This window comes from Nocardioides sp. NPDC127514 (genome assembly GCF_040302125.1).
Classification (GTDB): domain Bacteria; phylum Actinomycetota; class Actinomycetes; order Propionibacteriales; family Nocardioidaceae; genus Nocardioides.
The window spans coordinates 1-24,616 of sequence record NZ_JBEORF010000004.1 but is presented as its reverse complement, the minus strand read 5'-3'; the positions used below and the strand labels follow the sequence as shown (position 1 = coordinate 24,616).

Here is a 24,616-nt window from a genome sequence, read left to right as displayed (position 1 = left end):
AGCAACCGGATCCCCGGACAGCCCGGGGCCGGACGGACGAAGGAGCATGCTCGGTGCTCAGATCACTCTCTCTCCGAATCGCCGCGGTCGCCGCGGCCGTCACTCTCCCCCTCTTCGGCCTGGTAGCGCCGGCCGATGCGGAGAGCCCCTACGAGCGCGGGCCGGACCCGACGTCGGCCAGCGTCCTGGACAACGGCACGTTCTCCCTCTCCACCGCCTCGGTCTCCTCGCTGGTGACCGGCTTCGGCGGAGGGACGATCTACTACCCCACCTCCACCACCGCGGGGACCTTCGGCGGTGTCGTGCTCGCCCCCGGCTACACGGCCTCCTCGTCGTCGTACTCCGCGGTCGCTCGCCGGGTGGCGTCGCACGGGTTCGTGGTCTTCGCGATCGACACGAACTCCCGCTACGACCAGCCCGACAGCCGCGGCTCGCAGATCCTGGCTGCGGTCTCCTACCTGAAGAACAGCGCCTCCTCGACGGTCGCCTCTCGCCTGGACGAGTCGCGGATCGCGGTCTCCGGCCACTCCATGGGCGGCGGTGGCACGCTCGCGGCGGCCAACCAGGACTCCTCGATCAAGGCCGCGGTCGCGCTGCAGCCCTGGCACACCGACAAGACCTGGCCCGGCATCCAGATCCCGACCATGATCATCGGCGCGGAGAACGACAGCGTCGCGCCGGTCAGCTCGCACTCCATCCCGTTCTACACCTCGGCCACGGGGGCCCGGGAGAAGGCGTACGGCGAGATCAACAACGGCGACCACTTCATCGCCAACACCGACGACGACTGGCAAGGGCGCCTGTTCGTCACCTGGCTGAAGAGGTACGTCGACGACGACACCCGCTACTCGCAGTTCCTCTGCCCGGCGCCGTCCTCGATCAACCTGTCCGACTACCGCAACACCTGCCCGGACTGATCCGTCGGCCCCGGACGTACGCAATCGAACCGGCCACCTCGGGGGAGGTGGCCGGTTCTTCTGCACCCACGTTGGAAGATGGGGGCATGACCGCAAATAGTGGAAACGGCGGAAGCAGCACAGGCATCCGCGTCGCGTCCGTCGACGACATCCCGGAGGGCGAGGGGATCGCCATCTCCTCCGACATCACCGGCACCGAGGACGACATCGCCATCCTGCGCGACGACGACGGCACCTGCTGGGCCCTCAACGACACCTGCACCCACGAGACCGCCTCGCTGGCCGAGGGCTGGGTCGAGGACGGCGACGTCGAGTGTCCGCTGCACTCCTCGCGGTTCAACCTCAAGACCGGCAAGGTCGACGGGCTCCCTGCCACCCGCGACACCGTCCCGCACCGCGTCGAGGTGCGCGACGGTGAGGTGTACCTGTTCCCCGGCGAGAGGCCGTGACGGTCTCGTCGGTCCTCGTCGTCGGCGGCGGTATCGCCGGGGTGTCGACGGTCGCGGAGCTGCGGAAGAACGGGTACGCCGGTGAGCTGACGCTCGTCACCGTCGACCCGTTCCCGTACGACCGTCCGCCCCTGTCCAAGGAGTACCTGGCGGGGGCGAAGGACCTCGGCTCGATCGCGCTGCAGGCTCCGGAGTGGTACGCCGAGCAGCGGATCGATCTGATCACGGCTGCGCTGGTGGTGGATCTGGATCCGGCTGCCGGGACGGTGGCGCTGTCGGACGGCCGGATGCTCTCCGCCGACAGGATCGTCCTGGCGACGGGCGGACACTCGCGGTGGCCAGCCTTCGAACGCGTCGTCGGGGAGCGGCTTGATTTTCCGCCACCCGGTGAGGGAATCCCGATCTCGACCACCGGGATCCACACGCTGCGAAGTGCCGAGGACGCCGATGCGCTGCGGCACGTGCTGCTCTCTCGCGCCCGGCTGCTGGTGGCCGGTGCCGGCCTGATCGGGGCCGAAGTCGCCTCGACCGCTCGGAAGCTCGGCTGCGAGGTCGTGCTCGTGGATCCCGCCGACCCGCCGATCGCGCCGGCGGTCGGCACCCGGGTCGCTGCGTGGCTGCACTCCCTGCACGCGGTCCACGGTGTGGAGACGGTGACCTCGACGGTCGAGAAGCTCGAGTCGACGAGGGCCGGAGTCGTGGCGCACATCGCGGGCGAGGTGGAGCCGCGTACGTTCGATGCTGTCCTTCTGGCTGTGGGCATGGTGCCGGACGCCGCCCTGGCGACGGCGGCTGGCCTGGAGGTCGACAACGGCGTCCTCGTCGACGAGCACCAGGTCACCTCACACCCGAACGTCCTCGCTGTCGGTGACTGCGCCCGACGCCGCGGCGATCGCCGCGCGGAACACTGGGAGGCCGCGCTGCACGACGGTCAACGCGCTGCGACGACGATCCTCGGTGCCGACGCCGGACCGGAGACCGCACCGTGGTTCTGGACCGACCGCTACGACCTTCATGTCGAGGTCGTCGGTGAGATGCACGAGCCGGATGCGGATCACGAGACCGTCGTACGCGGCACCCTCGGCGAGCCGCCCTTCGCGGTCTTCACTCTCCGTGGCGAGCGCGTCATCGGCGCGGTCGCGGTCGACGACCCCAACGCCGCGAGAGCAGCACGCAGGCTGATCGATCGTGCTGCCGACGTACGCGCATCGGATCTTGCGGATCCGACCAAGAGCCTCCGAACCCTGCTGCGTCGATAGCGAGCTCGGCGCGGCTTCGCCCGCACGACGAAGAACGGCGCCCCGCGAGCAGCTCGCGGGACGCCGTCCTCAGGGAAAGATCTCAGACGGTCAGCTGAGCCGGCTTGGACTGGTTGGCGACGCGGTTCTCGGAGTCGATGAACCAGGCCAGCTGCTCGACGCGGGTGATGATCGCGTGCAGCAGGTCGGCGGTGGTCGGGTCCTCGGAGTCGATGTCGTCGTGGATGTCACGAGCGGTCTTCGAGGTGGCGTAGAGCGCGGCGGCGGCGAGGTCGGCGGCGGTCGCGGTGTCGACCTCGGTCGCCGGAAGCGGCGCGAGGGTGGTGTCCTCGGCGACGGTGCCGGTGCGGCCGTCGGGGAGGATGTAGAGCGCGCGCATGCGCTCGGCGACCTCGTCGGTGAAGTCACGGGCGGCGTCGACGACCTCGTCGAGGACGAGGTGCATGTCGCGGAAGTTCTTGCCGACGACGTTCCAGTGCAGCTGCTTGCCCTGGAGGCTGAGCTCGGTCAGATCGACGAGCAGGCGCTGCATCTGGGTCGCGAACGCCGGGCTCGGGATGAACGCGGGGTGCGAGGTGTGGGTGGCGCTGCTCGTGGCGGTCTGCGTAGCCATGTTCGGTGTATCCCCCTGGATCGATGTGGGTCTTTCGTGGTGACACCCACTGTGCCACCTTTTCTTGAACCATTCCAGAAAGGTAAGTCTTCCCTAAGTCGCCACGAAGTCATCGCGGGCGGCACCCGCAACGCCGTAGAGTCGGCCTGTGCCGCCAGCCGGAGTCGATCCAGCCCCTCTCCTCGCGCGGGTTCGCCGCCCGGAGGTCTTCGAGACCAGCCGGCTGAACGAGGACGCGCAGGTCGAGGCCTGGGAACGCCACAACGCCAGCGCCCTGGTCGCGCTCTCCTGTCGGCCCATCGACGGCCACGGGTTCGACGCGCAGGAGGTCAACCTGCAGCTCGACGAGATCCATCTGGCGCGGGTCCGAGCCACCCGCCACGTCGTCGAGCGGCCGGCCAGCCTCGTCAAGGAGATCCCCGCCCGGTCGATCGCCGTCTACGCGAGCCTCCGCGGCGAGGCGATCCTGGAGTACGCCGGCCGCCGCAAGGTCATCCGGCCCGGACAGCTGATCGTGTGCGACGTCGACGCACCCTTCCTGCGCGGCTTCGGGCACGGGCTCGAGGAGCTCGCGGTCAAGGTCCCGGTGGACGCCTTCGCGGCCCGCACCGGGATGGCGTCGATGCCGTCGCCGCTCGTCCTCGACGCCGGCCGCGACCAGGACCCGCACGGCCGAGCCCTCGTGCAGATGGTCGGCCGCGCCCTGCGGCCGCACGACCCGGTGCCGGCCGACGAGGGCGCCGTGCTCGACCTGATCTCGGTGATCGCCACCGCCGGAAAGGTCTCGCTGGCCACGGCGCATCGGGCGGCGGCGAAGGCGTTCATCGAGGACCACCTCGCCGACCCCGGCCTCTCCGCCACCACCGTCGCCGCGGGCGCCGGCATCTCCGAGCGCCACCTGTCGCGCCTCTTCGCCGACGCCGGCACCAGCGTCCCCCGCCACATCCTCGGCCGCCGCCTCGAGCTCGCCTACGCGATGCTCGCCACCGGCTCGGACCCGGCCATCCGCACCGTCGACGTCGCCGAGAAGTGCGGCTTCACCTCCGCCTCGTACTTCTCCCACGCCTTCCGCAAGCGCTTCGGCGTCGCCGCCGGAGACGTACGCCGCGCCGCCCGCGCCTGACCCCAGCCGAGTCCGCGCCTGTGGCGTGTCGAATCCTCAGTTGCGGCGTACGAAAGTCGAGTTTCGTACGCCGCAAGTCACTTCTCGGCGCCCAGAAGTCACTTCTCGGCGCGAAAGGGTGACAAGTCCACCAAAAGTCCGATAGGTCTTCCATGCGATTTTCCGCCAACCAGACCCTGCTTCCCACCTGTAGGGGCGGTGGCGGACGACACTCTCGAACACCCCACACTCTCTAAGGAGACGTACGTGCGCAACGGACTCACCACCGGACGCGGCCTGAGCTTGGCAGCCGCCGGTGTCGCAGCGATGGCGCTGACCTTGACGGCCTGCGGGTCGGGCGGCATCGACGACGAAGGCGGTGGCGGCGAGGACACGCTCACCATCGGGTTCGTCTCGACCGAGACCGGCTCCTCCGCGCCGTTCGGCGAGGCGAACAGCTTCGTCGTCGACGAGATGGAGGCCTACTTCAAGGACCACCCGGTCAAGGTGGGTGACAAGGAGCTCGACGTCGAGATCGTGGTGCGCGACGCGCAGAGCGACACGACGAAGGCCGGGGCGGTGGCCGGCGACCTGATCAACAAGGACGGCGCCGACATCATCGTCGCCTCCTCGACGCCCGACATCGTCAACCCGGTCTCGGAGCAGTGCGAGGCCAACTCGATCCCGTGCATCACCACGGTGGCCCCGTGGCAGCCGTTCGCGATCCGCAGCGGCGACAAGCCGGCCGAGCTGAAGTACAGCTACCACTTCTTCTGGGGCCTCGAGGACGTCGCGACGGTCTACGCCGACATCTGGGGCAAGGTTCCGAACAACAAGAAGGCCGGCGGCCTGTTCCCGAAGGACCCCGACGGTGAGGCCTGGGGCGCCAACTTCCCGGCGCTGACCGAGGCATCGGGCGTGAAGATCGACAACCCGGGCAACTACCCCAACGGCACCAAGGACTTCTCCGCGCAGATCAGCGCCTACAAGGGCCACGACGTCCTGGTCGGCGTCCCGATCCCGCCGGACTTCACCACGTTCTGGCAGCAGGCGAAGCAGCAGGGCTACAACCCGAAGGTCGCCACCATCGGCAAGGCGCTCCTCTTCCCGAGCAGCGTCGAGGCCCTCGGCCCGATCGCCCACAACCTCTCCACCGAGGTGTGGTGGACCCCGACCGCTCCCTACGAGTCCTCGCTGACCGGCCAGTCCGCGCAGGAGCTGGCGGACGCGTACGAGGAGAAGACCGGCAAGCAGTGGACCCAGCCGCTGGGCTTCGCGCACGCGCTCTTCGAGGTCGCGACCGCGGCGGTGACCGAGGCCGGCTCGACCGACGCCGACGCGATCACCAAGGCGCTGGCCGGGCTCGAGGTCTCCACGGTCGTCGGTGACGTCGCCTGGGGCAAGGACGCGAACGTCCCGCCGTACGTCGCCAAGACCTCGCTCGCGGGTGGTCAGTGGCGCCAGGTCGAGGGCGGGGAGCACCCGTTCGAGCTGGTCGTCGTGCAGAACTCGCTGGCTCCCGACGTACCTCTCGGGGGCGAGCCCGAGGCGCTCAAGTGACCTCTGCTCAACAAGCGGTCGAGGCCTCCAGCAGCGCGCCCGGCGCGCTGCTGGAGGCCGAAGGCCTGGCCAAGGCGTTCGGCCAGGTCGTCACCGCCCGCTCGGTCTCCTTCCACGTGGCCGCGGGCGAGGCGCTCGGCATCGTCGGGCCCAACGGCGCCGGCAAGTCCACGCTGCTCAACCTGGTGACCGGCACGCTCCCGGCCGACGCCGGCACCATCCGTTTCGACGGCGCCGACGTCACCCGGATGCCGGCGGCCCGCCGTACGGCCCTCGGGATCGGACGTACGTTCCAGGTCCCCCGCCCCTTCGATGGGCTCACCGTCTTCGAGAACGTGCTGGTCGGGTCGACCTTCGGTGCGGGTACGCGCCGGAAGGAGGCCAACGCGCAGGCCTGGGAGGCGCTGGAGACCGCCGACCTGACGCACCTGGCCAACACCCCCGCCGGCTCGCTGCGGCTTCTCGACCGCAAACGGCTCGAGCTCGCCCGCGCGCTGGCCACCCAGCCGCGGCTGCTGCTCCTCGACGAGATCGCCGGCGGCCTCACCGAGCACGAGCTCCCGGCGCTGATCGAGACCATCTCGGCGATCCGCGACAGTGGCACCGGAGTCGTCTGGATCGAGCACATCGTGCACGCGTTGCTGCAGGTCGTGGACCGGTTGATGTGCCTGGCCCAGGGCGACGTCGTCGCCACCGGCGACCCGCGCGAGGTGATGGCCTCGGACGCGGTCGCCGCCGTCTATCTCGGCTCCCCCGACCTGGAAGGCGACACCCCATGACCAGCCTGCTCGAGGTCGACGCGATCGACGTCGCCTACGGCGACTTCCGCGCCCTGCACGGCATCACGGTCCGGGTCGCCGAGGGCGAGACGCTGGCCGTGATCGGTGCCAACGGCGCCGGCAAGTCCACGCTGCTGAAGACGATCGCCGGCCTGCTCCGCCCGACCGCCGGCCAGATCCGCTTCAACGGCCACAACGTCTCCCACACCCCCGCCCATCGGCGGGTCCGCGAGGGCATCGCGCTCACGCCGGAGGGGCGCCGGATCTTCGCTTCCCTCACCGTCGAGGAGAACCTCAAGGTCGGCGCGCACGGACGCCGGCCCGGCCCCTGGAACCTCCAGACCGTCTACGACGCGTTCCCGCTGCTCGCTGAGAAGAGAACGCGCCGCGGGGCCCACCTCTCCGGTGGCGAGCAGCAGGCGACCGCCATCGGCCGGGCGCTGATGTCCAACCCGAAGCTGCTCCTGCTCGACGAGGTCTCGCTCGGCCTCGCCCCGGTCGTGATCGCCGACATCTACAAGGCGCTCCCCACGATCACCGCGAAGGGGACGACCGTGCTCGTGGTCGAGCAGGACCTCACCCAGGCGCTCACCGTCGCCGACCGGGTGCAGTGCCTGCTCGAGGGCCGCACCGTCCTCGAGGGCGCGGCGGCCGACGTCACCCGAGAGCAGGTCCAAGCGGCGTACTTCGGGATCGACGAGCAGGAGGTCGGCTGATGGACTGGATCAACGCGGTCCTCCAGGGACTTCTGCTCGGTGGGCAGTACGCACTCCTCGCCTGCGGCCTGAGCCTCATCTTCGGCGTGATGCGGATCGTCAACCTCGCTCACGGCGTCCTCGCCGTCGCCTCGGCCTACCTCGCCTACTGGCTCGTCCAGCAGACCGGGATGCCGGCGTTCCTCACCATCGTCATCGTGATCCCCGTGCTCGCGGCGGTCGGCTACGCGATCCAGCGCGGTCTCTTCAACCCGGCACTGCGCCACGGGGAGCTGTCGCCGCTGCTGGTCTCGTTCGGCCTGGCCGTCATCGGCGCCAACCTGCTCCAGGAGATCTTCACCGCCGACTCCCGCAAGATCTCGATCGGCACCCTGTCGACCGCGTCCGTCGAGCTCGGCGGCCTGCGTCTCGGGGTGTTCTCGCTGATCACGCTCGTGGTGGCGGTCGGTGTGATCGTCGGCATGCAGCTCTACCTCTCCCACACCCGCATCGGCCGCGCGATGCGCGCGACCAAGGACGACCCCGAGGCGGCCACGCTCATGGGGATCGACGAGAGGCACATGTACGCCCTGGCCACCGCGATCGCGATCGGCACCGTCGCCCTGGCCGGTGTCTTCCTCGGCATGTCGACGCAGTTCAGCCCGACGTACGGGGATCTGGTCCTCATCTTCGCCTTCGAGGCGGTCATCATCGGCGGCCTCGGCTCGCTGTGGGGCACGCTCCTCGGCGGCCTCGTGCTCGGCGTCGCGCAGACCGTCGGCGCCCAGATCGACCCGGCCTACGGCGTCCTCGCCGGTCACCTGGTCTTCCTGGTCGTACTCCTGTTCCGGCCCCAGGGCCTGCTCCCGAAGGCGGTCGTCGCATGAGCTCATCGACAACTCTCGCCGGACAAGACCTGAAGGTCGTACGCGGCGGCTGGCCCTCGCTCGCCGGCGGCGGGGTCCTCGCCGCGATCGTGGTCTTCCTGGCCGCAGCACCATGGTTCGTCTTCAGCCCGGGTGACGTGACCAACCTGGTCACGCTCTTCGCGCTGATCATCCTCGGCACGACCTGGAACCTGATGGCCGGCTACGGCGGGCTCGTCTCGATCGGTCAGCAGGCCTACATCGGTGCCGGCGGCTACGGCGTGATCAAGCTCGCCGACGTCGTCGGGCTGCCGGTCCCGGTGGCCGTCGTGGCAGCCGGCGTGGTCTGCGCCGTGCTGGCCATCCCCACGTCGTTCCTGCTGTTCCGGCTGGTCGGAGGCTATTTCGCGATCGGCACCTGGGTGGTGGCCGAGGTCTTCAAGCTGGTCACCCAGGAGCTCCCGGGCTTCGGCGGCGGCTCCGGCCTCTCGCTCACCGCCTTCCAGGGCGTCGACCGGGTGACCCGGATCGCCACCGTCTACTACCTGGCGCTCGCGCTCGCCGTGCTCGTCGTGCTCGCGACGTACGTCCTGATGCGCTCGCGCGTCGGCCTCGGTCTGACCGCGATCCGTGACGACTCGGTGGCGGCGGCGTCGCTCGGGGTCGCGGTGCGGCGCTCGCAGCGGCTCGTCTACGTCGCCGCCTCCGGTGGTGCCGGCCTCGCGGGGGCGCTGATCGCGGTCAACGGCCTGCGGGTCTCGCCGGACTCGATGTTCTCGGTCCAGTGGACCGCCTTCATGATCTTCATCGTGGTCATCGGCGGGCTGGGGACGATCGAGGGCCCGATCCTGGGCGCGGTGATCTTCTTCGCGCTCCAGCAGCTGCTGGACTCCTACGGCACCTGGTATCTCGTCGCGCTCGGCGCGGTCGCGATCGCCGTCGTGCTGCTGGCTCCGTGCGGGTTGTGGGGGCTCGCGGCGCGGGGTCGCTACGAGGTCTTCCCCGTCGGTCACCAGGTTTATCCACAGGGTTCTCCACAAGGGCCCTAGTCTGTGGATTTCGAATGATTTTGGACTAGCTGGTACTGGTTCGAGGTAGGCTCGGGACATGGCGTTCACCACCAAGGGCATGGCCACGCGCCAGCGGATGCTCGAGGGCGCGGCGGCCTACCTCCGCGGCACCGATCCCGGGAACGCGACGTTGGACGACATCCGGGCAGCCACCCAGACGAGCAAGAGCCAGATCTTCCACTACTTCCCGGGTGGCAAGGAGGAGCTGTTCCTCGAGGTCGCCCGCCTCGAGGCCGCTCGGGTGATCGACGACCAGCAGCCGCACCTCAGCGAGCTCGACTCGTGGGCCGCCTGGGACCGCTGGCGCAAGGCAGTGATCGCGCGCTACAAGGCGCAGGGCGTGAACTGTCCGCTGGCGGCGCTGATGAACCAGGTGGGAAGCGTTCCTGGGGCTGCCGAGGTCTCGACCACGCTGATCCGTCGGTGGCAGGACTACGTGCAGCGCGGCATCGAGGCGATGCAGGCGAACGGGTCCGTGAGCGCCGAGCTCCCTGCCGGGCGTACGGCGGCAGCGATCATCGCCGGTATCCAAGGCGGTGTCTCGGTGCTGCAGGTGACCGGCCGGACCGACCATCTGGAAGCGATCCTGACGCTGCTGATCAGCCACCTGCGCGACTCCGGACCGGTCGCGGCGTAGGCCGCCGTCGACCGCACCCGCACCCGCCGTCGCCCCGACCCGCGGTAGCCACGGCTGCGCGGATCGGGGCGGATGGGTAGGTCAGCCGAGGATCCTGCGGAAGGTCTCCCGGAGGTCGGAGGCGAAGGCCTCAGGATTCTCGTAGTGGACGAAGTGGCCACCCTTCACGTGGGCGTTCACGTTGACGACGTTGTACAGGTCGCGGGTCGGACCGTTCTCGAAGTAGGCGATGCGGTCCTCGACGGTGTCGATGGCGGGCGGGTACGCGTCGCCGAGCAGGAAGGTGAATCCGGCAGGCGCCTGGACGAGGGGCTGGCGGTCGTGAGAGGGCACGAACCGGTAGCGCTCCGCGTTGCGGTACATCCGGATGGAGGTGCCGATGGACTGCGTCACCCAGAAGATGGTCGCCTGGGTGAGGATGAAGTCGCGCGAGAACGCCTCCTCGAAGTCGCCGTGCTTGTCGCTCCAGGACTTCCAGCGCTTCAGCAGCCAGGCGAGCATGCCGATGGGTGAGTCGTTGAGACCATGGGTCAGCGTCGAGCCGTCCAGCATGTGCGCCGCGACGTGTGAGGCGTAGGTGTCGACGAAGTACTTCCAGCCGGCGCGCCACTCCTCCGAGGCGTCATCGGGGGTCTTGGCTCCGTCGGTCAGGTCCCAGAACCGCTCGTTCTCGAACATCCCCGGCGGGAGGGCATGGCCGAGGTGCAGGCCGATGATGCTGTCGGCGTACTTGTGGCCCAGCGCGCTCGTGACGAGGGCACCGTAGTCGGAGCCGGCCACCGCGTACTTCTCGTGGCCCAGCACCTCGGTCATCAGCGTGTGCATGATGTCGGCGATCTTCCAGTAGTTCAGATCGCCTCGGCCGACGGGCGTCGAGAAGCCGAAGCCGGGCAGGTCCGGGATGATCACGTCGAACGACAGCGCGGGGTCGCCGCCGTGGGCGGCGGGGTCGGTCAGCGGCCCGATGAGCTGGTAGCTGAACTCCCCGGGCCACGGCCAGCCGTGGTGGATGATCAGCGGGATCGGGTTGGCCCCCTTGCCGCGGACGTGGACGAAGTGCACCGGCGTGCCGTCGATCTCGACCTGGAACCGGTCGTAGGTGTTGAGCCGCTCCTCCTGGGCGCGCCAGTCGAAGCCGTCGGCCCAGTACTCGATCAGCGGCTTGAGGTAGGCGGTGCTGATCCCGTAATAGCCCTCCTCGTTGTCGAGGTCGTCGAAGAAGCGGGTCCGCCTCAGGCGGTCCCGGAGGTCGTCGAGGGCGTCCTGGGCGACGTCGATCTTGAAGGGGGTGAGCTCGGTGGTCGTGTTCATGGTGTGTGCTGCTTTCCGGGTGAAGGTCGGGATGAAGGTCGGGTGAGGGTCAGCTGAAGTCGAGCCGGACGCGGGTCTGGGTCAGCTCGGCGATCCGCCAGGAGCCGTCGGTCCTGACGAACCGGGCGTGGTAGTGGCCGAACCCGTGCATGTGGCGGAACGGGATGGCCTCGGACACCTCGGCGTCCTCGGGCCGGGTCACGATGTCCTCCATCGCGAAGACGCCCTGGGCGCTCGTCGCGGAGTCGACGTCGATCTCGTCGGAGAACAGGTGGTGGATCAGGGTGACGCCGGGGCCGCCGCTGGCTCCGACGGTCGCGACGATCTCGTCGCGGCCGCTCATGTGCAGCCAGACCGATCCATCGGGCTTGTGTGGGGTGAACGTGCCGTCCTCGGTGAACAGGTTCGCCAGATCGTTCCAGCGTTGGTTGTCCGCGTAACGGACGTAGCGAGCCATCAGGCGCCGTACGTCCTCGGTGATGGCGAGGCGGTCGAGGGTGTCCATGACATTCCTTCCTGTGTGGACTACTTGGTCCAAACAGGATGACTCTCAAAAAATGGACCCACAAGTCCAGAATCACGGCGGAGTGACGGCGACGCCCTACTGGCGGGTAACATTCGCAGGGTGACCGAGACTTCGTCCCCCACGACCACCCCCGAGGCGTACGGAATCGAGCGTGCCGAGGGCACCAGCTTCACGCTGACCGTGGTCCGTGCGGCCGACCCCGAGGCGCCGACCGTGCTGGTCGTGCCCGCGATGGGAATGCCGGCCGGGTACTACGACAAGCTGATCGTGGCCTTCGCGGAGGCGGGGATCAACGTGGGCCGGATGGAGCAGCGGGGCCACGAGGAGCTCGGCGGGCGGGTCGCCGGCTGGTCCTACGACTTCGGCTACGCCGACCTGGTCGACGACATCGCCGCCGCCGTCGAGCGGCTCGGCGAGCTGGTTCCGGCCTCGGCCGGTGCGGCGTACGTCCTCGGGCACAGCCTCGGCGGCCAGGCCGCCAGCGCCTATGCCGCGCTGCACCCCGACCGGGTCGCCGGCCTGATCTACGTCGCCTCGCAGACGCCCTACTGGCGCAACTACGGCCCGGGCTTCCTGGTCGCCAGCCAGGCGATGGGCCTCATCGGCCGCGTCGTCGGCCACTTCCCCGGCAAGCAGCTCAAGTTCGCCGGGCGCGAGGCCCGCACCCTGATGAGGGAATGGGCCAGGTACGCCCGCACCGGCCGGCTCCGCTTCGGCAGCCCGGCCCGCGACGTCACGCCCGCGATGCGCGCACTCGAGAAGCCCGCGCTCATCGTCTCCATCGAGGGCGACTGGCTGGCCCCGAGCGCGACGGTCGATGAGATTCATCGCCGGATGCCCGGGCTCGACGTCGCGAGGGTCCATCTGGACGAGCCCGGCATCGACCACTTCAAGTGGGCCCGGCAGCCGGGCTCGACGATCGCAGCCGTCCAGGAGTGGCTCGTGCGCTAGTCGCGTACGCATTTCCGCCAACCCGGCACCCCACCTTTGATGCGGCCCGAGCGGGCCGCAAGACTCGCCCTGAGGCTGCGATCCCACACCCCACCGCGGCCTCGGAAAGGTGAGGAACATGCCAGTCTTCGACGACGGTCAGAAAGAGACCGAGGTTCCCGAGACCGAGGATGTCGTGACCACCGACGTCCTCGTCGTGGGATCCGGCCCGGCGGGCGCGTCCGCCGCGCTCTTCCTGAGCGAGCTCGGTGTCGACAACATCATGATCACGAAGTACCGCTGGACCGCGAACACCCCGCGGGCACACATCACCAACCAGCGCGCGATGGAGATCTTCCGCGACCTGGGCATCGAGGAGCAGGTGCTCGCCGACGCGACCCCGCACGAGCTCGTCGGTGACACCGTCTTCTGCACGAGCATCGCCGGCGAGGAGATCGGCCGCATCCGCACCTGGGGCACCCGCCCCGACCGCGAGGCCGACTACCAGCTCGCCTCCCCGTGCCTGACGGTCGACATCCCGCAGACGTACCTCGAGCCGATCCTGGTCCGCAACGCGACCGAGCGCGGCTCCCAGACGCGGTTCTCCACCGAGTACGTCTCGCATGTCCAGGACGAGGACGGCGTCACCACGATCGCCCGCGACCGGCTGACCGGTCACGAGTACAAGATCCGGTCGAAGTTCCTCATCGGCGCCGACGGCGCCCGCACCCAGGTCGGCGCCGACATCGACCTCCCGATGGAGGGTGCGATGGACATCGCCGGCTCGATGAACATCACCTTCAAGGCCGACCTCTCCGAGCTCGTCGACCACCGCCCGTCGGTCCTCTACTGGGTCATCCAGCCGGGCTCGAACGTCGGCGGCATCGGCACCGGCCTGGTCCGGATGGTCCGCCCCTGGGACGAGTGGCTGATCGTGTGGGGCTACGACATCAACCAGCCGCCGCCGGAGCTGACCGAGGAATACGCGGTCAAGGTCATCCGCGACCTGCTCGGGATGCCCGACCTGGAGCCGGACGTGACCGGCTACTCGCTGTGGGGCGTGAACGAGATGTACGCGACCCACGCCCAGAAGGGCCGCGTCTTCTGCGCCGGCGACGCCATCCACCGGCACCCGCCGTCGAACGGTCTCGGTTCGAACACCTCGATCCAGGACTCCTACAACCTGGCCTGGAAGCTCGCCGCGGTGCTGCAGGGCTATGCCGAGCCGTCGCTCCTGGAGTCCTACTCCGCCGAGCGTGCCCCGGTCGCCAAGCGCATCGTCACCCGGGCCAACCAGTCCGCCCGCGAGTTCGGTGAGCTCTTCGAGGCGCTCGGCGTCGTCGGCCTCGAGGGCGAGGAGATGGCCAAGGCCATCGAGGAGCGCAAGGCCAACACTCCCGAGGGTGCCGCCAAGCGGGCCGCGCTCGTCACCGCGATGGAGCGCAAGAACTACGAGTTCAACGCCCACGGCGTCGAGCTCGGCCAGTTCTACGAGTCGTGTGCGGTCGTCTCGGACGGCACCCGGCCCGCGCCGACCGACGACGAGGACCTCTACCACCGGATGTCGACCTCTCCGGGTGCTCACCTGCCGCACGCCTGGGTCGGGGACAACGTCGAGAAGCACGCGATGCTCGACCTCGCCCCCTACACGCAGTGGACGCTGATCACCGGCGTCGCCGGCGAGGCGTGGGAGGACGCGGCGGAGGCGGCCCGGACGAAGTTCGGGATCCCGCTCCAGACCGTCGTCATCGGTCCGGGCCGGCCGGTCACCGACCTCTACTTCGACTGGGCCAAGCTCCGCGAGGTCGAGGAGTCGGGCGCGATCCTGGTACGTCCCGACAAGCACATCGCCTGGCGCTCCATGTCGCTTCCCGACGACCCCGGCGCCGCGCTGGGCGAGGCCGTCGCGACGCTGCTGGGCAAGGCCTGACACTTTTCCGGGGCCTGACGGGGGGGATTTCATGAAGTTCACGCACGAGTCGCTGCCGCAGCGGGTCCGCTTCGCCACCGGCGAGGCGCCCGCCGCGGTGGCAGCAGAGATCGACGAGCTCGGCGCGCGGCGGGTGATGGTCATCGCCGGCGCGCGCGAGGCCGAGCTCGCCGCCCGGGTGACGGCCGACGTACCGGTCGCGCTGCACCACGACGAGGTCGTGATGCACGTGCCGGTCGAGGTCGCCGAGCGGGCTCGTGAGCGGGCGGCCGAGTCCGCCGTCGACGCGCTGGTGTGCGTCGGCGGTGGCTCGACCACCGGCCTGGCCAAGGCCGTCGCGCTCACCACGGGGCTGCCGATCGTGGCGGTCCCGACGACGTACGCCGGGTCCGAGGCGACCAACGTCTGGGGGCTGACCTCGGGCGAGACCAAGACGACCGGCATCGACGCCCGGGTCCTGCCGCGGTCGGTCGTTTACGACGCCTCGTTGCTGACCACGCTGCCCGGCGAGATGACCGTGGCCAGCGGCCTGAACGCGCTCGCGCACTGCGTCGACGCGATGTGGGGTCCGCGGGTGGATCCCATCGACCAGGTCTTCGCGGCCGAGGGGATCCGGGGGCTCGCGGGCGGACTGCCGCTGGTCGCGGGCGACTCGGCGAACGTCGAGGGGATCGAGCAGACCCTCTACGGCGCCTACCTCGCGGCGGTCTCGTTCACGTCCGCCGGCTCCGGGATGCACCACAAGATCTGCCACGTGCTCGGCGGCATGTTCAACCTGCCGCACGCCCAGACCCACGCGGTCGTGCTCCCGCACGTGCTCGCCTTCAACGCGCCGTCCGCCCCGGAGGCGGAGGTACGGATGGCGGCGGCGTTCGGGGCAGCCGGCGCCGTGGAGGGGCTCGCTGAGCTGCGTACGACGCTCGGCGCGCCGACGGCGCTCAAGGACTACGGCATGCCCGAGGACGGCATCGCCAAGGCGGTCGCGCCGATCATGGCCGCCATCCCCGACAACAACCCGACCCCGGTCACCGAGGAGAACCTGACCGCGCTGCTGACCGCGGCGTGGGCGGGAGAGGAGAGCTGATGAGCGACGTAGCCGCCGTATCGCCGGAGCAGCAGGCGGTCGAGCAGAGCCTGGTCGACACCGTCGTCGCGTCCTTCGACGCCTGCGAGGACCCGCGCCTGAAGGAGGTCATGGTCTCGCTGACGCGCCACCTGCACGCCTTCATCCGCGACGTACGCCTCACCGAGGAGGAGTGGGCCGCGGCCATCGAGTTCCTGACCAAGGCCGGTCACATCACCGACGACGTACGCCAGGAGTTCATCCTCCTCTCCGACACCCTCGGTGCCTCGATGCAGACCATCAACATCAACAACCAGGCATACGCCGACGCGACCGAGGCCACGGTCTTCGGGCCGTTCTTCGTGGAGGACTCCCCGGCGATCGAACTGGGTGGGGACATGGCCTTCGGTGCTCCGGGCGAGCCGTGCTGGGTCACCGGGACGGTGACCGGAACCGACGGGAAACCGCTGGTCGGAGCGCGGATCGAGGTCTGGGAGGCCGACGAGGACGGGCTCTACGACGTGCAGCGCGACGCGGGCGCCAGGGCCGCCCGGGCGCACCTCTTCACCGACGCCGAGGGTGGCTACCGGTTCTGGGGGCTGACGCCCACGCCGTACCCGATCCCCGACGACGGCCCCGTCGGCCAGATGCTGGCCGCGGTCGGGCGGTCGCCGCTGCGGGCCTCGCACCTGCACTTCATGGTGACCCACGAGGGCTGCCGCACGCTGGTCACCCACATCTTCCCCGAGGGCGACCCGATCGGCTGGAAGGACACCGTCTTCGGGGTCAAGGAGTCGCTGATCAAGAGGTTCGAGCGGCAGGCCACCGGAACGCCGACGCCGGACGGACGGGACGTCGACGGCACCTGGTCGAAGGTGCGGTTCGACATCGTCCTCGCGCCCGCCGGCGCCTGATACGTCCCTGGCGTGCTTCGGGCACAGGGGTGTTGCCCCGGCACGCCAGGGACCCCCTCACGGAGCCGGATGGACGATGTAGGTGAAGTCCTCGTGGACCAGGACGTTGCCGGCGGAGTCGGTGATCGTGAGGTGGTCGGTGACGCGGGAGTCCGGTGGGTACGGGTGGTGGTAGACCGTCGTCTCGGTCCAGGTCGCGCCCTCGGGAACGGTCAGGCCGTTCACGTCGAGACCGCCGGGTGGCGCGGGATGGTCCAGCGTGATCCGGAGGGTTCCCCGCACCCAGCCGTCTGACCCCTCGGGTGTCAGGATCGGCTCGTTGACGGTGAACCGGTCGCCGGCCCGGAACGCCCGGATCTCCGGCCGGACCTGCATCGCCCGGGCGGCGCTCTTCCCGTTCCGGGTCGCCCTGATCGTCACGTTGAACGCGGGCAGGGTCCCGACCGCCGGCGCCTTCGTGACCGCCGTGAACGACGCCGTACGCCGCCCGGCCAGGATGGTGAGCGTGCCCGGGACCGTCACCCACGACGAGCTCGAGGTGAGGCTCACGGCCAGCGAGGTGCGGGCCACGCAGTCGAGCGTGACCGTCCCGGTCGCCCTCTGCCCGGCGTGGACGTAGGCGGGCAACGCGACCGCGGTGGGCACCGGTGTCGGGTAGCACGGGGTGACCGTGCGGACGAGTGCCGCGCGGCGTACCACCTGCCGGTAGACCGCCTTGACCCTGCCGCTGCTGCGGACCGTCGTGGGTGAGGTCCGGACGGTGACGACCCGCGTGCTCCGGCCGCCGGCGACATAGACGTACGCCGGGACCCGGATGCCCGTGCTGGCCCACAGCTGCACCTTGGCGCGCCGAGGAGTCCGGCAGGTGAGGCGGATCGTGGCGGTGGTCGACGTTCCTCCGGCCACGGTGCTCTTGGCGAGCGTCAGCGACTTGAGCGCCGGCCGACAGGCCGCCTCCGCCGACGGTGCCGTCACCGCGGCAGGCACGTTGAGGACCGCGACGGCCAGGACGATGCCGAGGACGAGTCGGGCGAAGCGGCGGGACATCTTCGGAACGTATCGGGACCGCCGGTACGTGCTGCTCGCACGTACCGGCGGTCCCTCAGATCAGGTAGCCCTCGCCCGGTCGCCTACTTCTGGGCGTCGGCGTCGGCCGCGGCGAAGTCGACCTGGAGCGATTCCAGGATCGAGGCGATGGTCTGCTCGGTCCTCGCCTTCTCGATCCCGGCCTCGTGGAGGATCCCGGCGCCGTCCTCGTACTCGAGCAGGGCGAGCAGGATGTGCTCGGTGCCGACGTAGGAGTGCTCGAGCCGCAGGGCCTCGCGGAACGTCAGCTCGAGCACCTTCTTGGCGTCGGCGGTGAACGGGATCATCTCCCCGACCTCGCCGTAGGGCTCCGGCGTGGCGGCGGTCGCCGCGGCGCGCACGGCGTCGAGGGTCACGTCCTGGGCCCGGATCGCATGACCCGCGACGCCCTCTGGTTCGGCGAGAAGACCGAGCACCAGGTGAGGTACGCCGGTCTCCGCGTTCGCGGCCTTCCGGGCCTCCCCCTGGGCGGCGACGACGACGGTGCGAGCGCGCGGGGTGAACTTCGCGAACCCGGCGTTCGGGTCGAGCGCCGTCTCGCCGGCCTTGGGGACGTACTTCTTCTGGGCGGCCTGCTTCGTCACCCCCATCCGGGTCCCGATCTCGGTCCAGGAGGCGCCGGAGCGGCGGGCCTGGTCCACGAAGTGCCCGATCAGGTGGTCGGCCACCTCGCCCAGGTGCTCACCGACCACCATCGCGTCGGCCAGCTGGTCCAGGGGCTCGGTCCGAGCCTTTTTGATCGAGTCGATCAGGGTGTCGAGGCGTACGGCCTTGAGGCCGGGGTCTACATCGCGGGGAGTCGTCATGCGTCAACTCTAGGTTGACGCTCGGTCGGCGTCAACCTAGAGTTGACGATCTACTGACCAAGGACGAGATCGTACGTCTGGCTCCCTCGGCCGATCGTCACCGTGACGTGGACGGTCGTGCCCGCCGCGCTCGGGTCGATGCTGATCGCCGGGACAGTGACGTACCGGGCTCCGGCGGGAACCTCGACGGACGCCGGGAAGGCGAGGAGATCCGGTCTGTCGGTCGTGATGCTGGCGACCGTGCCGGCCGAGGCCTGGCCGGTCATCCAGATCTGCACATCGCGTAGGCCAGTCTCGGCGTTCTTCGGGAAGAAGGAGGACCACAGGCCGGGCTTCACGGCAATCATTCGCGACATGCTCAACCCGGAGGGTCCTGCTTCCACTGCGACGGCCCGTTCCGGCACGCAGCGGAAGTAGTAGCACGCGCCGCCGCCGATGGCCTTGAGCGTAAAAGCTCCCGTTGTCGATCCCGCCGCCACCTCGACATATCTCGGTACGGCGAGCGTGTACGAGTCGGAGGAACGCAAGGGGATGAGCAGGTCGGTGGGCGCGGCACAGCCGAGCGTGACTTGGGCCTGGTAGGCGAGCGGGTCGTAGAAGTCGTTGGTGACGTAGACGTCCTCGGCGACGTCGATGGCCTGCGGTCGGCACTCGTCCGGGATGGCAGGGCCAACCGTGACGGTGGTCGACGTCGTCGCGCCCCGAAGCTCGGCCCGCACGCTCCCGGTCCCGGCGCCGCTGCCGTCGATCTCGAATGTGGCGCTAGCCGCTCCCGCGGGCACGGTGACGGTCGCGGGCACCTCGACGCCGGCCCCCGTGAGCTGGACCGTCTCGTCCTGGGACGAGGCTCCTGCCAAGATGACCGTTGCCGTCGCCGGTCGTCCGGTGATCACAGGCGACGGCACCCGCAGCCCCGTCGGCGCGGGATGGACGGCGTACGACACATCCTCGTAGACGTCGCCGGAGCCGGTGTGGATCGCGAGGGTTCCGCTGATTCGGGAGTCCGCCGGATAGCCGTTCGCATAGACGGGCACCCTCGCGGTGGTCGAGCCGGCAGGGATGTGCGCCTGATGCGACCTGAATTCGACGATGGCGCCCTCCGGGCCTGCTGGATGGTCAAGGATCAGCCGAAGCTCGCCGGTCACGTCGCCGTTGGCCCCGTGGGGTGCCAGCGTCGGCTCGTTGTGCATGACGCTGTCGCCGGCCCGGAACGCTCGCAGAGTCGTCAGCTGAGTCGATATCGCGCGTCCGGCGAGAGTGGCCTTGATCGTCACCGTTTCGTCGTCCGGTAGAAGGTTCAGCTGTGGCTTCACCACCAGAGAGGACCGTCCTGCGGGCACCGTCACCTTGGAAGGGAGAACCAACGAGTTGCTCGACACCGGGACTCCGTCGATGTAGCCCGTAGCGGTGACCAGCGAGACGGTGGTGTCGGTCGTGGCCGGCCCACTGAGTCCGATGGTGAGGTCGACGGCGTTGCTGTCCGAAGCCTGCTTGGCGGAGACAGTGCGGAGGCCGGGCCGGACCTGGATCGTCCGCGAGGCAGTCTTCTGTCCGCGTGTTGCTCTGATGGTTGCGTTGTATGCCGCCTGCGATCCGGTTGCCGGGAGCTTTGAACCCAGCTTGAACGAAGCAGTGCGCTTCCCGGTGGGGACCGTGACCGTCGCCGGCACGGTGACGCCCGAGTTGCTCGACGTGAGGCTCACCGCCAGCGACGTCTTGGCGTAGCAGTCGAGCGTGACGGTGCCCGTGGTCGAGCTGCCGGCGTGGACGTACGTGGGCAACGTGATCGAGGACGGAACAGCCGTCGGATAGCAGGGCGTGATGGTTCGGGTGAGGCTTCGCTTGATGACACGGAGCCGGTACGTCGCCTTGACCGTGCCGGCTACTCGCTTGGTCGTGGGGCTTGTTCTGACGGTCACCTTCCGAGTGCTCGTGCCCTTGGCGACATACACGTAGTCGGGCACGCTGATACCGGCAGTGGCCGCCAGGCGAACCTTCTGCCGTGTCGAGACCCGGCAACTGAGCTTGATCGTCGCGGTCGTCGACTGTCCGCCGGTCAGCGTTGACCTTGCGAGTGAGAACGACGACAACGTCGGGCGGCACGCCGCCTGGGCAGAGGGTGCTGTGACGGCGGCAGGAACGACGACAGATGCGATCAGCACTGCGCCGGCGAGCAGCCTCGCGACTGTGCGCGACATGAAATGGAACCTCGAGGGGGAAGAGCGCCACCCCGGAGTCGGCGCAAGATCGAACAGGCGTCGCGGAGCCTAGCGGATGCAGATCGCCCGCGTCCTGTGATCGTAAAGGTCCCAGTCAGATGTAGAGGGCCGGCCACCACGCGGTGGCCGGCCCTCTACGTACAGGATTGATCAGTGGTTGGAGATCTGGATCATCTCGTCGCGGGGGACGACCTTGATCCGCTCGCGGCCCTGGGCCTCGCCGAGCGAGCGCTCGTGGTTGTCGAGCTTCTCCCAGCCCTCGATGGTGGTGAACTCGACGCCCTTGCCGGACAGGTGCTCGAGCACCGCCGCGGGCGAGCCGAGCTCGGCGGGCTTGAGCTTGTCGAGGTCGTGGAGGAGGTTGTCGATGGTCTCCTTGGCGTCGGACTTGGTGTGGCCGATGAGGCCGACCGGTCCGCGCTTGACCCACCCGGTGACGTACGTCCCGTTGATGTGCTCGCCGTTGAGGTCGAGCACCCGGCCGCCGGCGTTGGGGATGACGCCGTTCTCGCTGTCGAAGGGCACGTCGGGGAGCGCCTCGGAGAGGTAGCCGACGGCGCGGTAGACGGCCTGGACCGGGGTGTCGGTGAACTCGCCGGTGCCGGTGACGGTGCCGTCGCCGTTGTATTCGGTCTTCTCGCTGCGCAGCGCGACCACCTGACCGTCCTCGCCGAGGATCTCGACGGGGTTCTGCATCATGTGGATGACGATCTTGTGGGGCTTGTCGCCGGCGGGCGCCTCCATGTACTTCAGGAGGATGTCGGCCACGAGCTTGGTCGCCTTGTGGCTCTGGATCGCCTTCTCGCCGGCCTCGTCGATCTCGAAGCCCTCCTCCTCGACGACGACGTCGACCGACGGGGAGTGGGAGAGCTCGCGCAGCTCCATCGGGCTGAACTTGATGTGCGCCGGGCCGCGGCGGGCGTAGACGTGGATCGTCTTGGCCGGGTTCTTCTTCAGGCCCTGGTAGACGTTGTCGGAGATCTCGGTGACCAGCTGCTCGTCGGCGGGCTTGGCCAGCATGCGGGCGACGTCGAGCGCGACGTTACCGGCACCGAGGACGGCGACCTCCTCGGCGTCGAGGGGCCACTCGCGGGAGACGTCGGGGTGTCCGGCGTACCAGCTGACGAAGTCGGCCGCGCCGTAGGACTGGGGCAGGTCGATCCCCGGGATGTCGAGCTCTCGGTCGGCCATCGCGCCGGTGGCGAAGATGACGGCGTCGTAGAACCGGTGCAGGTCGTCGAGCTTGAGGTCGGTGCCGAAGTCGACGTTGCCGATGAAGCGGATGCTGTCCTGGTTCAGGACGCGCTTCAGAGCCTTGATGATCTCCTTGATTCGCGGGTGGTCAGGAGCCACGCCGTAGCGAACCAGGCCGTAGGGAGCAGGCAGGCGCTCGATGACGTCGACGCGCGCACCAGGGTGCTCCTTCGTGAGGATGTCGGCAGCGTAGATGCCGGCCGGGCCGGCACCGACGATCGCAACGCGGATGTCACGCATAAGGGAGTTCAACCTTCCGTGGATGTACTAAGGCAAGCCTAAAGGGGGTCGTGTAACCCTCCGAATCCGTTCCACCAGGTGGTTACGAGGTCGTGCGTGGGTTCCACGCTCAATACTAGAACGTGTTCTCGTTTAGGGGTTGCCTGGGGACGTGATCTCGGACACGTACGGCGCGTCATCGGGCCTCGATCGGGTCGGGGATGCTTCGAAGCTGGTGGCCGCCGACCCTGCTATCGATGGTGTTCTCGGTGTCGGTCCGGAGTCAAGGGGCGCTGCTGGCTTCGCCGTTGAGTTCTGGTTTGGTCTCGGTTCACCGCGCTGGAGGTGGCCGCAGTTTCGCCTCGAGGTTCGCCGCCGACCCTTGGTGCGATCGAGAAAGATTTGGCCTGTATCGGGTCGGCGGCGAGGGTGTGGCGCAGCGGATTCAGTTGGGCACGGGTTTGGGGGCTGTGGCGGGTCGTGCGCGCCGGCGGGTCGTGCCTCGTGGGTGCCTACGGCAGTGGGCGTGACCTTGTGAAGGGTTCACAAGCGGGCCGTTGTTCTTGACCGGGTCGGGTTCGGTGCCGGCAGGGTCGCGAGTTTCCCACTGATGGAGAGTTCCCCACGGGCATGGAGGTTCCCCATGCTCCGGAGTGTGGGGAACCTTCACTGGAGCGGGGAAGTGTCCTCGCCGGTGGGGAGCGGCGGGCGTGGAGTCGAGAAGGGTGGCCGAAACGCTCGTTGGGCAGAGGGGCATACGGCTTCAGCGAGAGCCGAGACCGATCGACGGTTGGAGTCGTCAGGCCCGACGGCCGGGACCCGGTGAAGTGGTTCCTCGCCCGGCCGGTTAGGGGCGGCGGGTGAACCGGATGGTGCCGTCGGGTAGTCGCTCGTGGGTATAGCCGGGTGCGTGGGCGAGGCGGTGATGGTGGGGACAGAGCAGGGCCCCGTCCTTCAGGTCTGTCTTGCCGCCGGCGGCCCAGGGTTCGAGGTGGTGGGCGTCGCACCATTCCGGTGGCATGTCACACCCCTCGGCTTGGCAGCACTTGTGCTGGATCCGCATGGCCTTGCGCTGGATGGGTTGGAAGAACCTGCTGCCTCGGCCGGCGTCGAGGACCTCGCTGTCACCACCGAGGACCCAGGGGATGATGGTGGCGTTGCACGCCATCCGCCTCGCTTCGGCCGCGGTGATGGTGGTGCCGTTGGTCTCGTCGTAGCCCAGGGTGGCGATGCCGAGGTCTTTGCGGAGTTCCTCGAGGGAGATGACCACGTTGATGGTGGTCGCATCCCCGCCGTGACGCGGCAGGGCCGCCGGGTCGACGGTCTCCAACAGGCGGGCGAACCCCTGACCCATCAGCCGCTTCCACGGCGGCAACGGAGCACCCTTGCCGACCAACTGCTGTTTGCGGGGCTGGGCCCAGGCCTCCACCAGTCGCTTGAACCGCATCCCCATCGAGGTCGGCAGCACGCCGTCGAAGCCGACGGTGCCGTCGTGGTTGTCCCAGACCCGTAGCGCGGTCTTCTGCCGAGCCCGTTCCTCTTCAGCCAACAGTGCTTTGGCTTCGGCGTCTTCGAACCGGGCCGGGTCGATCTCGGCCAGGATCCGTCGTCCGACGATCCGGAGTTCGTTCGCGGTCAGGCGACCGGCGTAGTCCACGAGGAGCTTCTCGGCGAGGACCAGGTCCTCGGCGCTGGCGACCGGGTCGGTCTGGATCTTGTCGAGCGCCTGGGTGATCACCCGAGCCTTGTCTTGGGACACCACACCCTCGGCAAGACCGTCAGCCACGAGGCCGTACTTGGCCACCGCCGCCGCGAGTTTCACCTGGGAGCGCGCCACGCCCTTGTCGACCAACAGCTCGGTCCGCATCCACCCGGAGGCGTCTTTGGCACCGGTCTCCCCGGCGATATCACCGGCAGAAGCGAGCACCCTCAGCTTCAACGCCGCTTGTTGGGCCTGGAGCTTCTCCAACCGCTCGAGCAGGTCCTTCTTCTGCTCCGTGCGCCAATAGGAGGGATCGGTGGCGAGCAGGTCGTGAAGGGCAGTCTCGATGGCGGCCAAGGCAGCGTCGATCGCGTCGCCGGGGTTGGTGCCCCAGGGGTAGATGTCGCGGCCGAGACTCATTGCTGTCCTCTCCTCGGAGGTGTGCTGTGATGGGTCTGATTCTACGCTCTCTACTCCTGTCTGGCCACCTATTTTCCCTGATCAGAGACCATTTTCGCGGTGAGCGAACGACCTCGTTCCTGTGGATGGTAAGTGGCCCGAAGGGCCACCCTCACGCCCCATCAACCTCACCTGTCTCAAGCAACATTCACTCCGCGCCACACCCGGGCCGCCGCCCCGATAGCCAGCCAAATCTTTTCTCGATCTGGTCCGGAGTCCAGGACCGCCGAAGGCGGCCGGCGAAGCCGGC

General features: G+C 69.0%; 22 protein-coding genes. 14 read left to right on the top strand and 8 right to left on the bottom strand.

What is annotated here, in order from left to right; translation table 11 throughout:
* Positions 1–53: 53 nt before the first annotated feature.
* The 3 genes from ABTX24_RS04025 (at position 54) to ABTX24_RS04015 (ending at position 2,625) form a co-directional block, all read left to right on the top strand.
* Positions 54–917: an alpha/beta hydrolase family protein gene (locus ABTX24_RS04025; RefSeq protein WP_160026027.1), complete on the top strand. Its 864-nt coding sequence runs from the start codon at positions 54–56 to the stop codon at positions 915–917.
* Positions 918–1,003: 86 nt separating this feature from the next.
* A complete protein-coding gene (locus ABTX24_RS04020; protein WP_160026026.1) occupies positions 1,004–1,366 on the top strand; it encodes a non-heme iron oxygenase ferredoxin subunit in 363 nt (120 codons plus the stop codon).
* Positions 1,363–2,625, top strand: a complete 1,263-nt coding sequence (locus ABTX24_RS04015) for an NAD(P)/FAD-dependent oxidoreductase (protein ID WP_350837588.1) — start codon at positions 1,363–1,365, stop codon at positions 2,623–2,625. The genes ABTX24_RS04020 and ABTX24_RS04015 overlap by 4 nt, the downstream gene beginning before the upstream one ends.
* Positions 2,626–2,707: 82 nt before the next feature.
* On the opposite strand, the gene ABTX24_RS04010 is transcribed toward ABTX24_RS04015, so the two are convergent.
* Positions 2,708–3,238 carry a Dps family protein gene (locus ABTX24_RS04010; protein WP_160026024.1) on the bottom strand — a complete coding sequence of 177 codons (531 nt, stop codon included), beginning with the start codon at positions 3,236–3,238 and terminating at the stop codon, positions 2,708–2,710.
* A gap of 148 nt (positions 3,239–3,386) precedes the next feature.
* Here ABTX24_RS04010 and ABTX24_RS04005 point away from each other — a divergent pair, with 148 nt between their 5' ends.
* From ABTX24_RS04005 to ABTX24_RS03975, 7 genes are all read left to right on the top strand, one after another.
* Positions 3,387–4,361, top strand: a complete 975-nt coding sequence (locus ABTX24_RS04005; RefSeq protein WP_350837586.1) for a helix-turn-helix domain-containing protein — start codon at positions 3,387–3,389, stop codon at positions 4,359–4,361.
* 246 nt (positions 4,362–4,607) lie between these two features.
* Entirely contained in the window at positions 4,608–5,900 is a 1,293-nt protein-coding gene (locus ABTX24_RS04000; RefSeq protein WP_350837584.1) for an ABC transporter substrate-binding protein, read from the top strand.
* Complete coding sequence (locus tag ABTX24_RS03995) at positions 5,897–6,679, top strand: ABC transporter ATP-binding protein (protein ID WP_350837582.1); 783 nt, start codon at positions 5,897–5,899, stop codon at positions 6,677–6,679. Before ABTX24_RS04000 ends, ABTX24_RS03995 begins: the two co-directional genes overlap by 4 nt.
* On the top strand, positions 6,676–7,395 hold the full coding sequence (locus ABTX24_RS03990; protein ID WP_350837580.1) for an ABC transporter ATP-binding protein: 720 nt from the start codon (positions 6,676–6,678) through the stop codon (positions 7,393–7,395). The genes ABTX24_RS03995 and ABTX24_RS03990 overlap by 4 nt, the downstream gene beginning before the upstream one ends.
* Positions 7,395–8,261: a branched-chain amino acid ABC transporter permease gene (locus ABTX24_RS03985; RefSeq protein WP_350837578.1), complete on the top strand. Its 867-nt coding sequence runs from the start codon at positions 7,395–7,397 to the stop codon at positions 8,259–8,261. Before ABTX24_RS03990 ends, ABTX24_RS03985 begins: the two co-directional genes overlap by 1 nt.
* Positions 8,258–9,289 carry a branched-chain amino acid ABC transporter permease gene (locus ABTX24_RS03980; RefSeq protein ID WP_350837576.1) on the top strand — a complete coding sequence of 344 codons (1,032 nt, stop codon included), beginning with the start codon at positions 8,258–8,260 and terminating at the stop codon, positions 9,287–9,289. Before ABTX24_RS03985 ends, ABTX24_RS03980 begins: the two co-directional genes overlap by 4 nt.
* A gap of 58 nt (positions 9,290–9,347) precedes the next feature.
* Positions 9,348–9,947, top strand: coding sequence for a TetR/AcrR family transcriptional regulator (locus ABTX24_RS03975; protein ID WP_350837574.1), 600 nt, complete (start codon positions 9,348–9,350; stop codon positions 9,945–9,947).
* Between the two features lie 81 nt (positions 9,948–10,028).
* Here ABTX24_RS03975 and ABTX24_RS03970 read toward each other — a convergent pair whose 3' ends face one another.
* Positions 10,029–11,258: an epoxide hydrolase family protein gene (locus tag ABTX24_RS03970; RefSeq protein WP_350837572.1), complete on the bottom strand. Its 1,230-nt coding sequence runs from the start codon at positions 11,256–11,258 to the stop codon at positions 10,029–10,031.
* A 49-nt stretch (positions 11,259–11,307) separates the two neighbouring features.
* Positions 11,308–11,763, bottom strand: coding sequence for a nuclear transport factor 2 family protein (locus tag ABTX24_RS03965; RefSeq protein WP_350837570.1), 456 nt, complete (start codon positions 11,761–11,763; stop codon positions 11,308–11,310).
* Positions 11,764–11,883: 120 nt separating this feature from the next.
* Here ABTX24_RS03965 and ABTX24_RS03960 point away from each other — a divergent pair, with 120 nt between their 5' ends.
* The 4 genes from ABTX24_RS03960 to ABTX24_RS03945 all read left to right on the top strand — a co-directional run bounded on the left by ABTX24_RS03960 (position 11,884) and on the right by ABTX24_RS03945 (position 16,621).
* The gene (locus ABTX24_RS03960) at positions 11,884–12,735 is read left to right on the top strand and encodes an alpha/beta fold hydrolase (protein WP_350837568.1); all 852 of its coding nucleotides are present in this window, start codon (positions 11,884–11,886) and stop codon (positions 12,733–12,735) included.
* 118 nt (positions 12,736–12,853) lie between these two features.
* Entirely contained in the window at positions 12,854–14,644 is a 1,791-nt protein-coding gene (locus ABTX24_RS03955; protein WP_350837566.1) for an FAD-dependent oxidoreductase, read from the top strand.
* A gap of 31 nt (positions 14,645–14,675) precedes the next feature.
* On the top strand, positions 14,676–15,728 hold the full coding sequence (locus ABTX24_RS03950; protein WP_350837564.1) for a maleylacetate reductase: 1,053 nt from the start codon (positions 14,676–14,678) through the stop codon (positions 15,726–15,728).
* Positions 15,728–16,621: a hydroxyquinol 1,2-dioxygenase gene (locus ABTX24_RS03945; protein ID WP_350837562.1), complete on the top strand. Its 894-nt coding sequence runs from the start codon at positions 15,728–15,730 to the stop codon at positions 16,619–16,621. The genes ABTX24_RS03950 and ABTX24_RS03945 overlap by 1 nt, the downstream gene beginning before the upstream one ends.
* Positions 16,622–16,678: 57 nt before the next feature.
* Here ABTX24_RS03945 and ABTX24_RS03940 read toward each other — a convergent pair whose 3' ends face one another.
* The 5 genes from ABTX24_RS03940 to ABTX24_RS03920 all read right to left on the bottom strand — a co-directional run bounded on the left by ABTX24_RS03940 (position 16,679) and on the right by ABTX24_RS03920 (position 24,327).
* Positions 16,679–17,668, bottom strand: coding sequence for a hypothetical protein (locus ABTX24_RS03940; protein WP_350837560.1), 990 nt, complete (start codon positions 17,666–17,668; stop codon positions 16,679–16,681).
* 83 nt (positions 17,669–17,751) lie between these two features.
* Positions 17,752–18,513, bottom strand: a complete 762-nt coding sequence (locus ABTX24_RS03935; protein ID WP_350837558.1) for a Clp protease N-terminal domain-containing protein — start codon at positions 18,511–18,513, stop codon at positions 17,752–17,754.
* A gap of 50 nt (positions 18,514–18,563) precedes the next feature.
* Positions 18,564–20,477 carry a hypothetical protein gene (locus tag ABTX24_RS03930; RefSeq protein ID WP_350837556.1) on the bottom strand — a complete coding sequence of 638 codons (1,914 nt, stop codon included), beginning with the start codon at positions 20,475–20,477 and terminating at the stop codon, positions 18,564–18,566.
* Positions 20,478–20,882: 405 nt separating this feature from the next.
* The gene (locus ABTX24_RS03925) at positions 20,883–22,226 is read right to left on the bottom strand and encodes an FAD-dependent oxidoreductase (protein WP_160026008.1); all 1,344 of its coding nucleotides are present in this window, start codon (positions 22,224–22,226) and stop codon (positions 20,883–20,885) included.
* 826 nt (positions 22,227–23,052) lie between these two features.
* The gene (locus ABTX24_RS03920; protein WP_350837554.1) at positions 23,053–24,327 is read right to left on the bottom strand and encodes an HNH endonuclease signature motif containing protein; all 1,275 of its coding nucleotides are present in this window, start codon (positions 24,325–24,327) and stop codon (positions 23,053–23,055) included.
* Between the last annotated feature and the right edge of the window lie 289 nt (positions 24,328–24,616).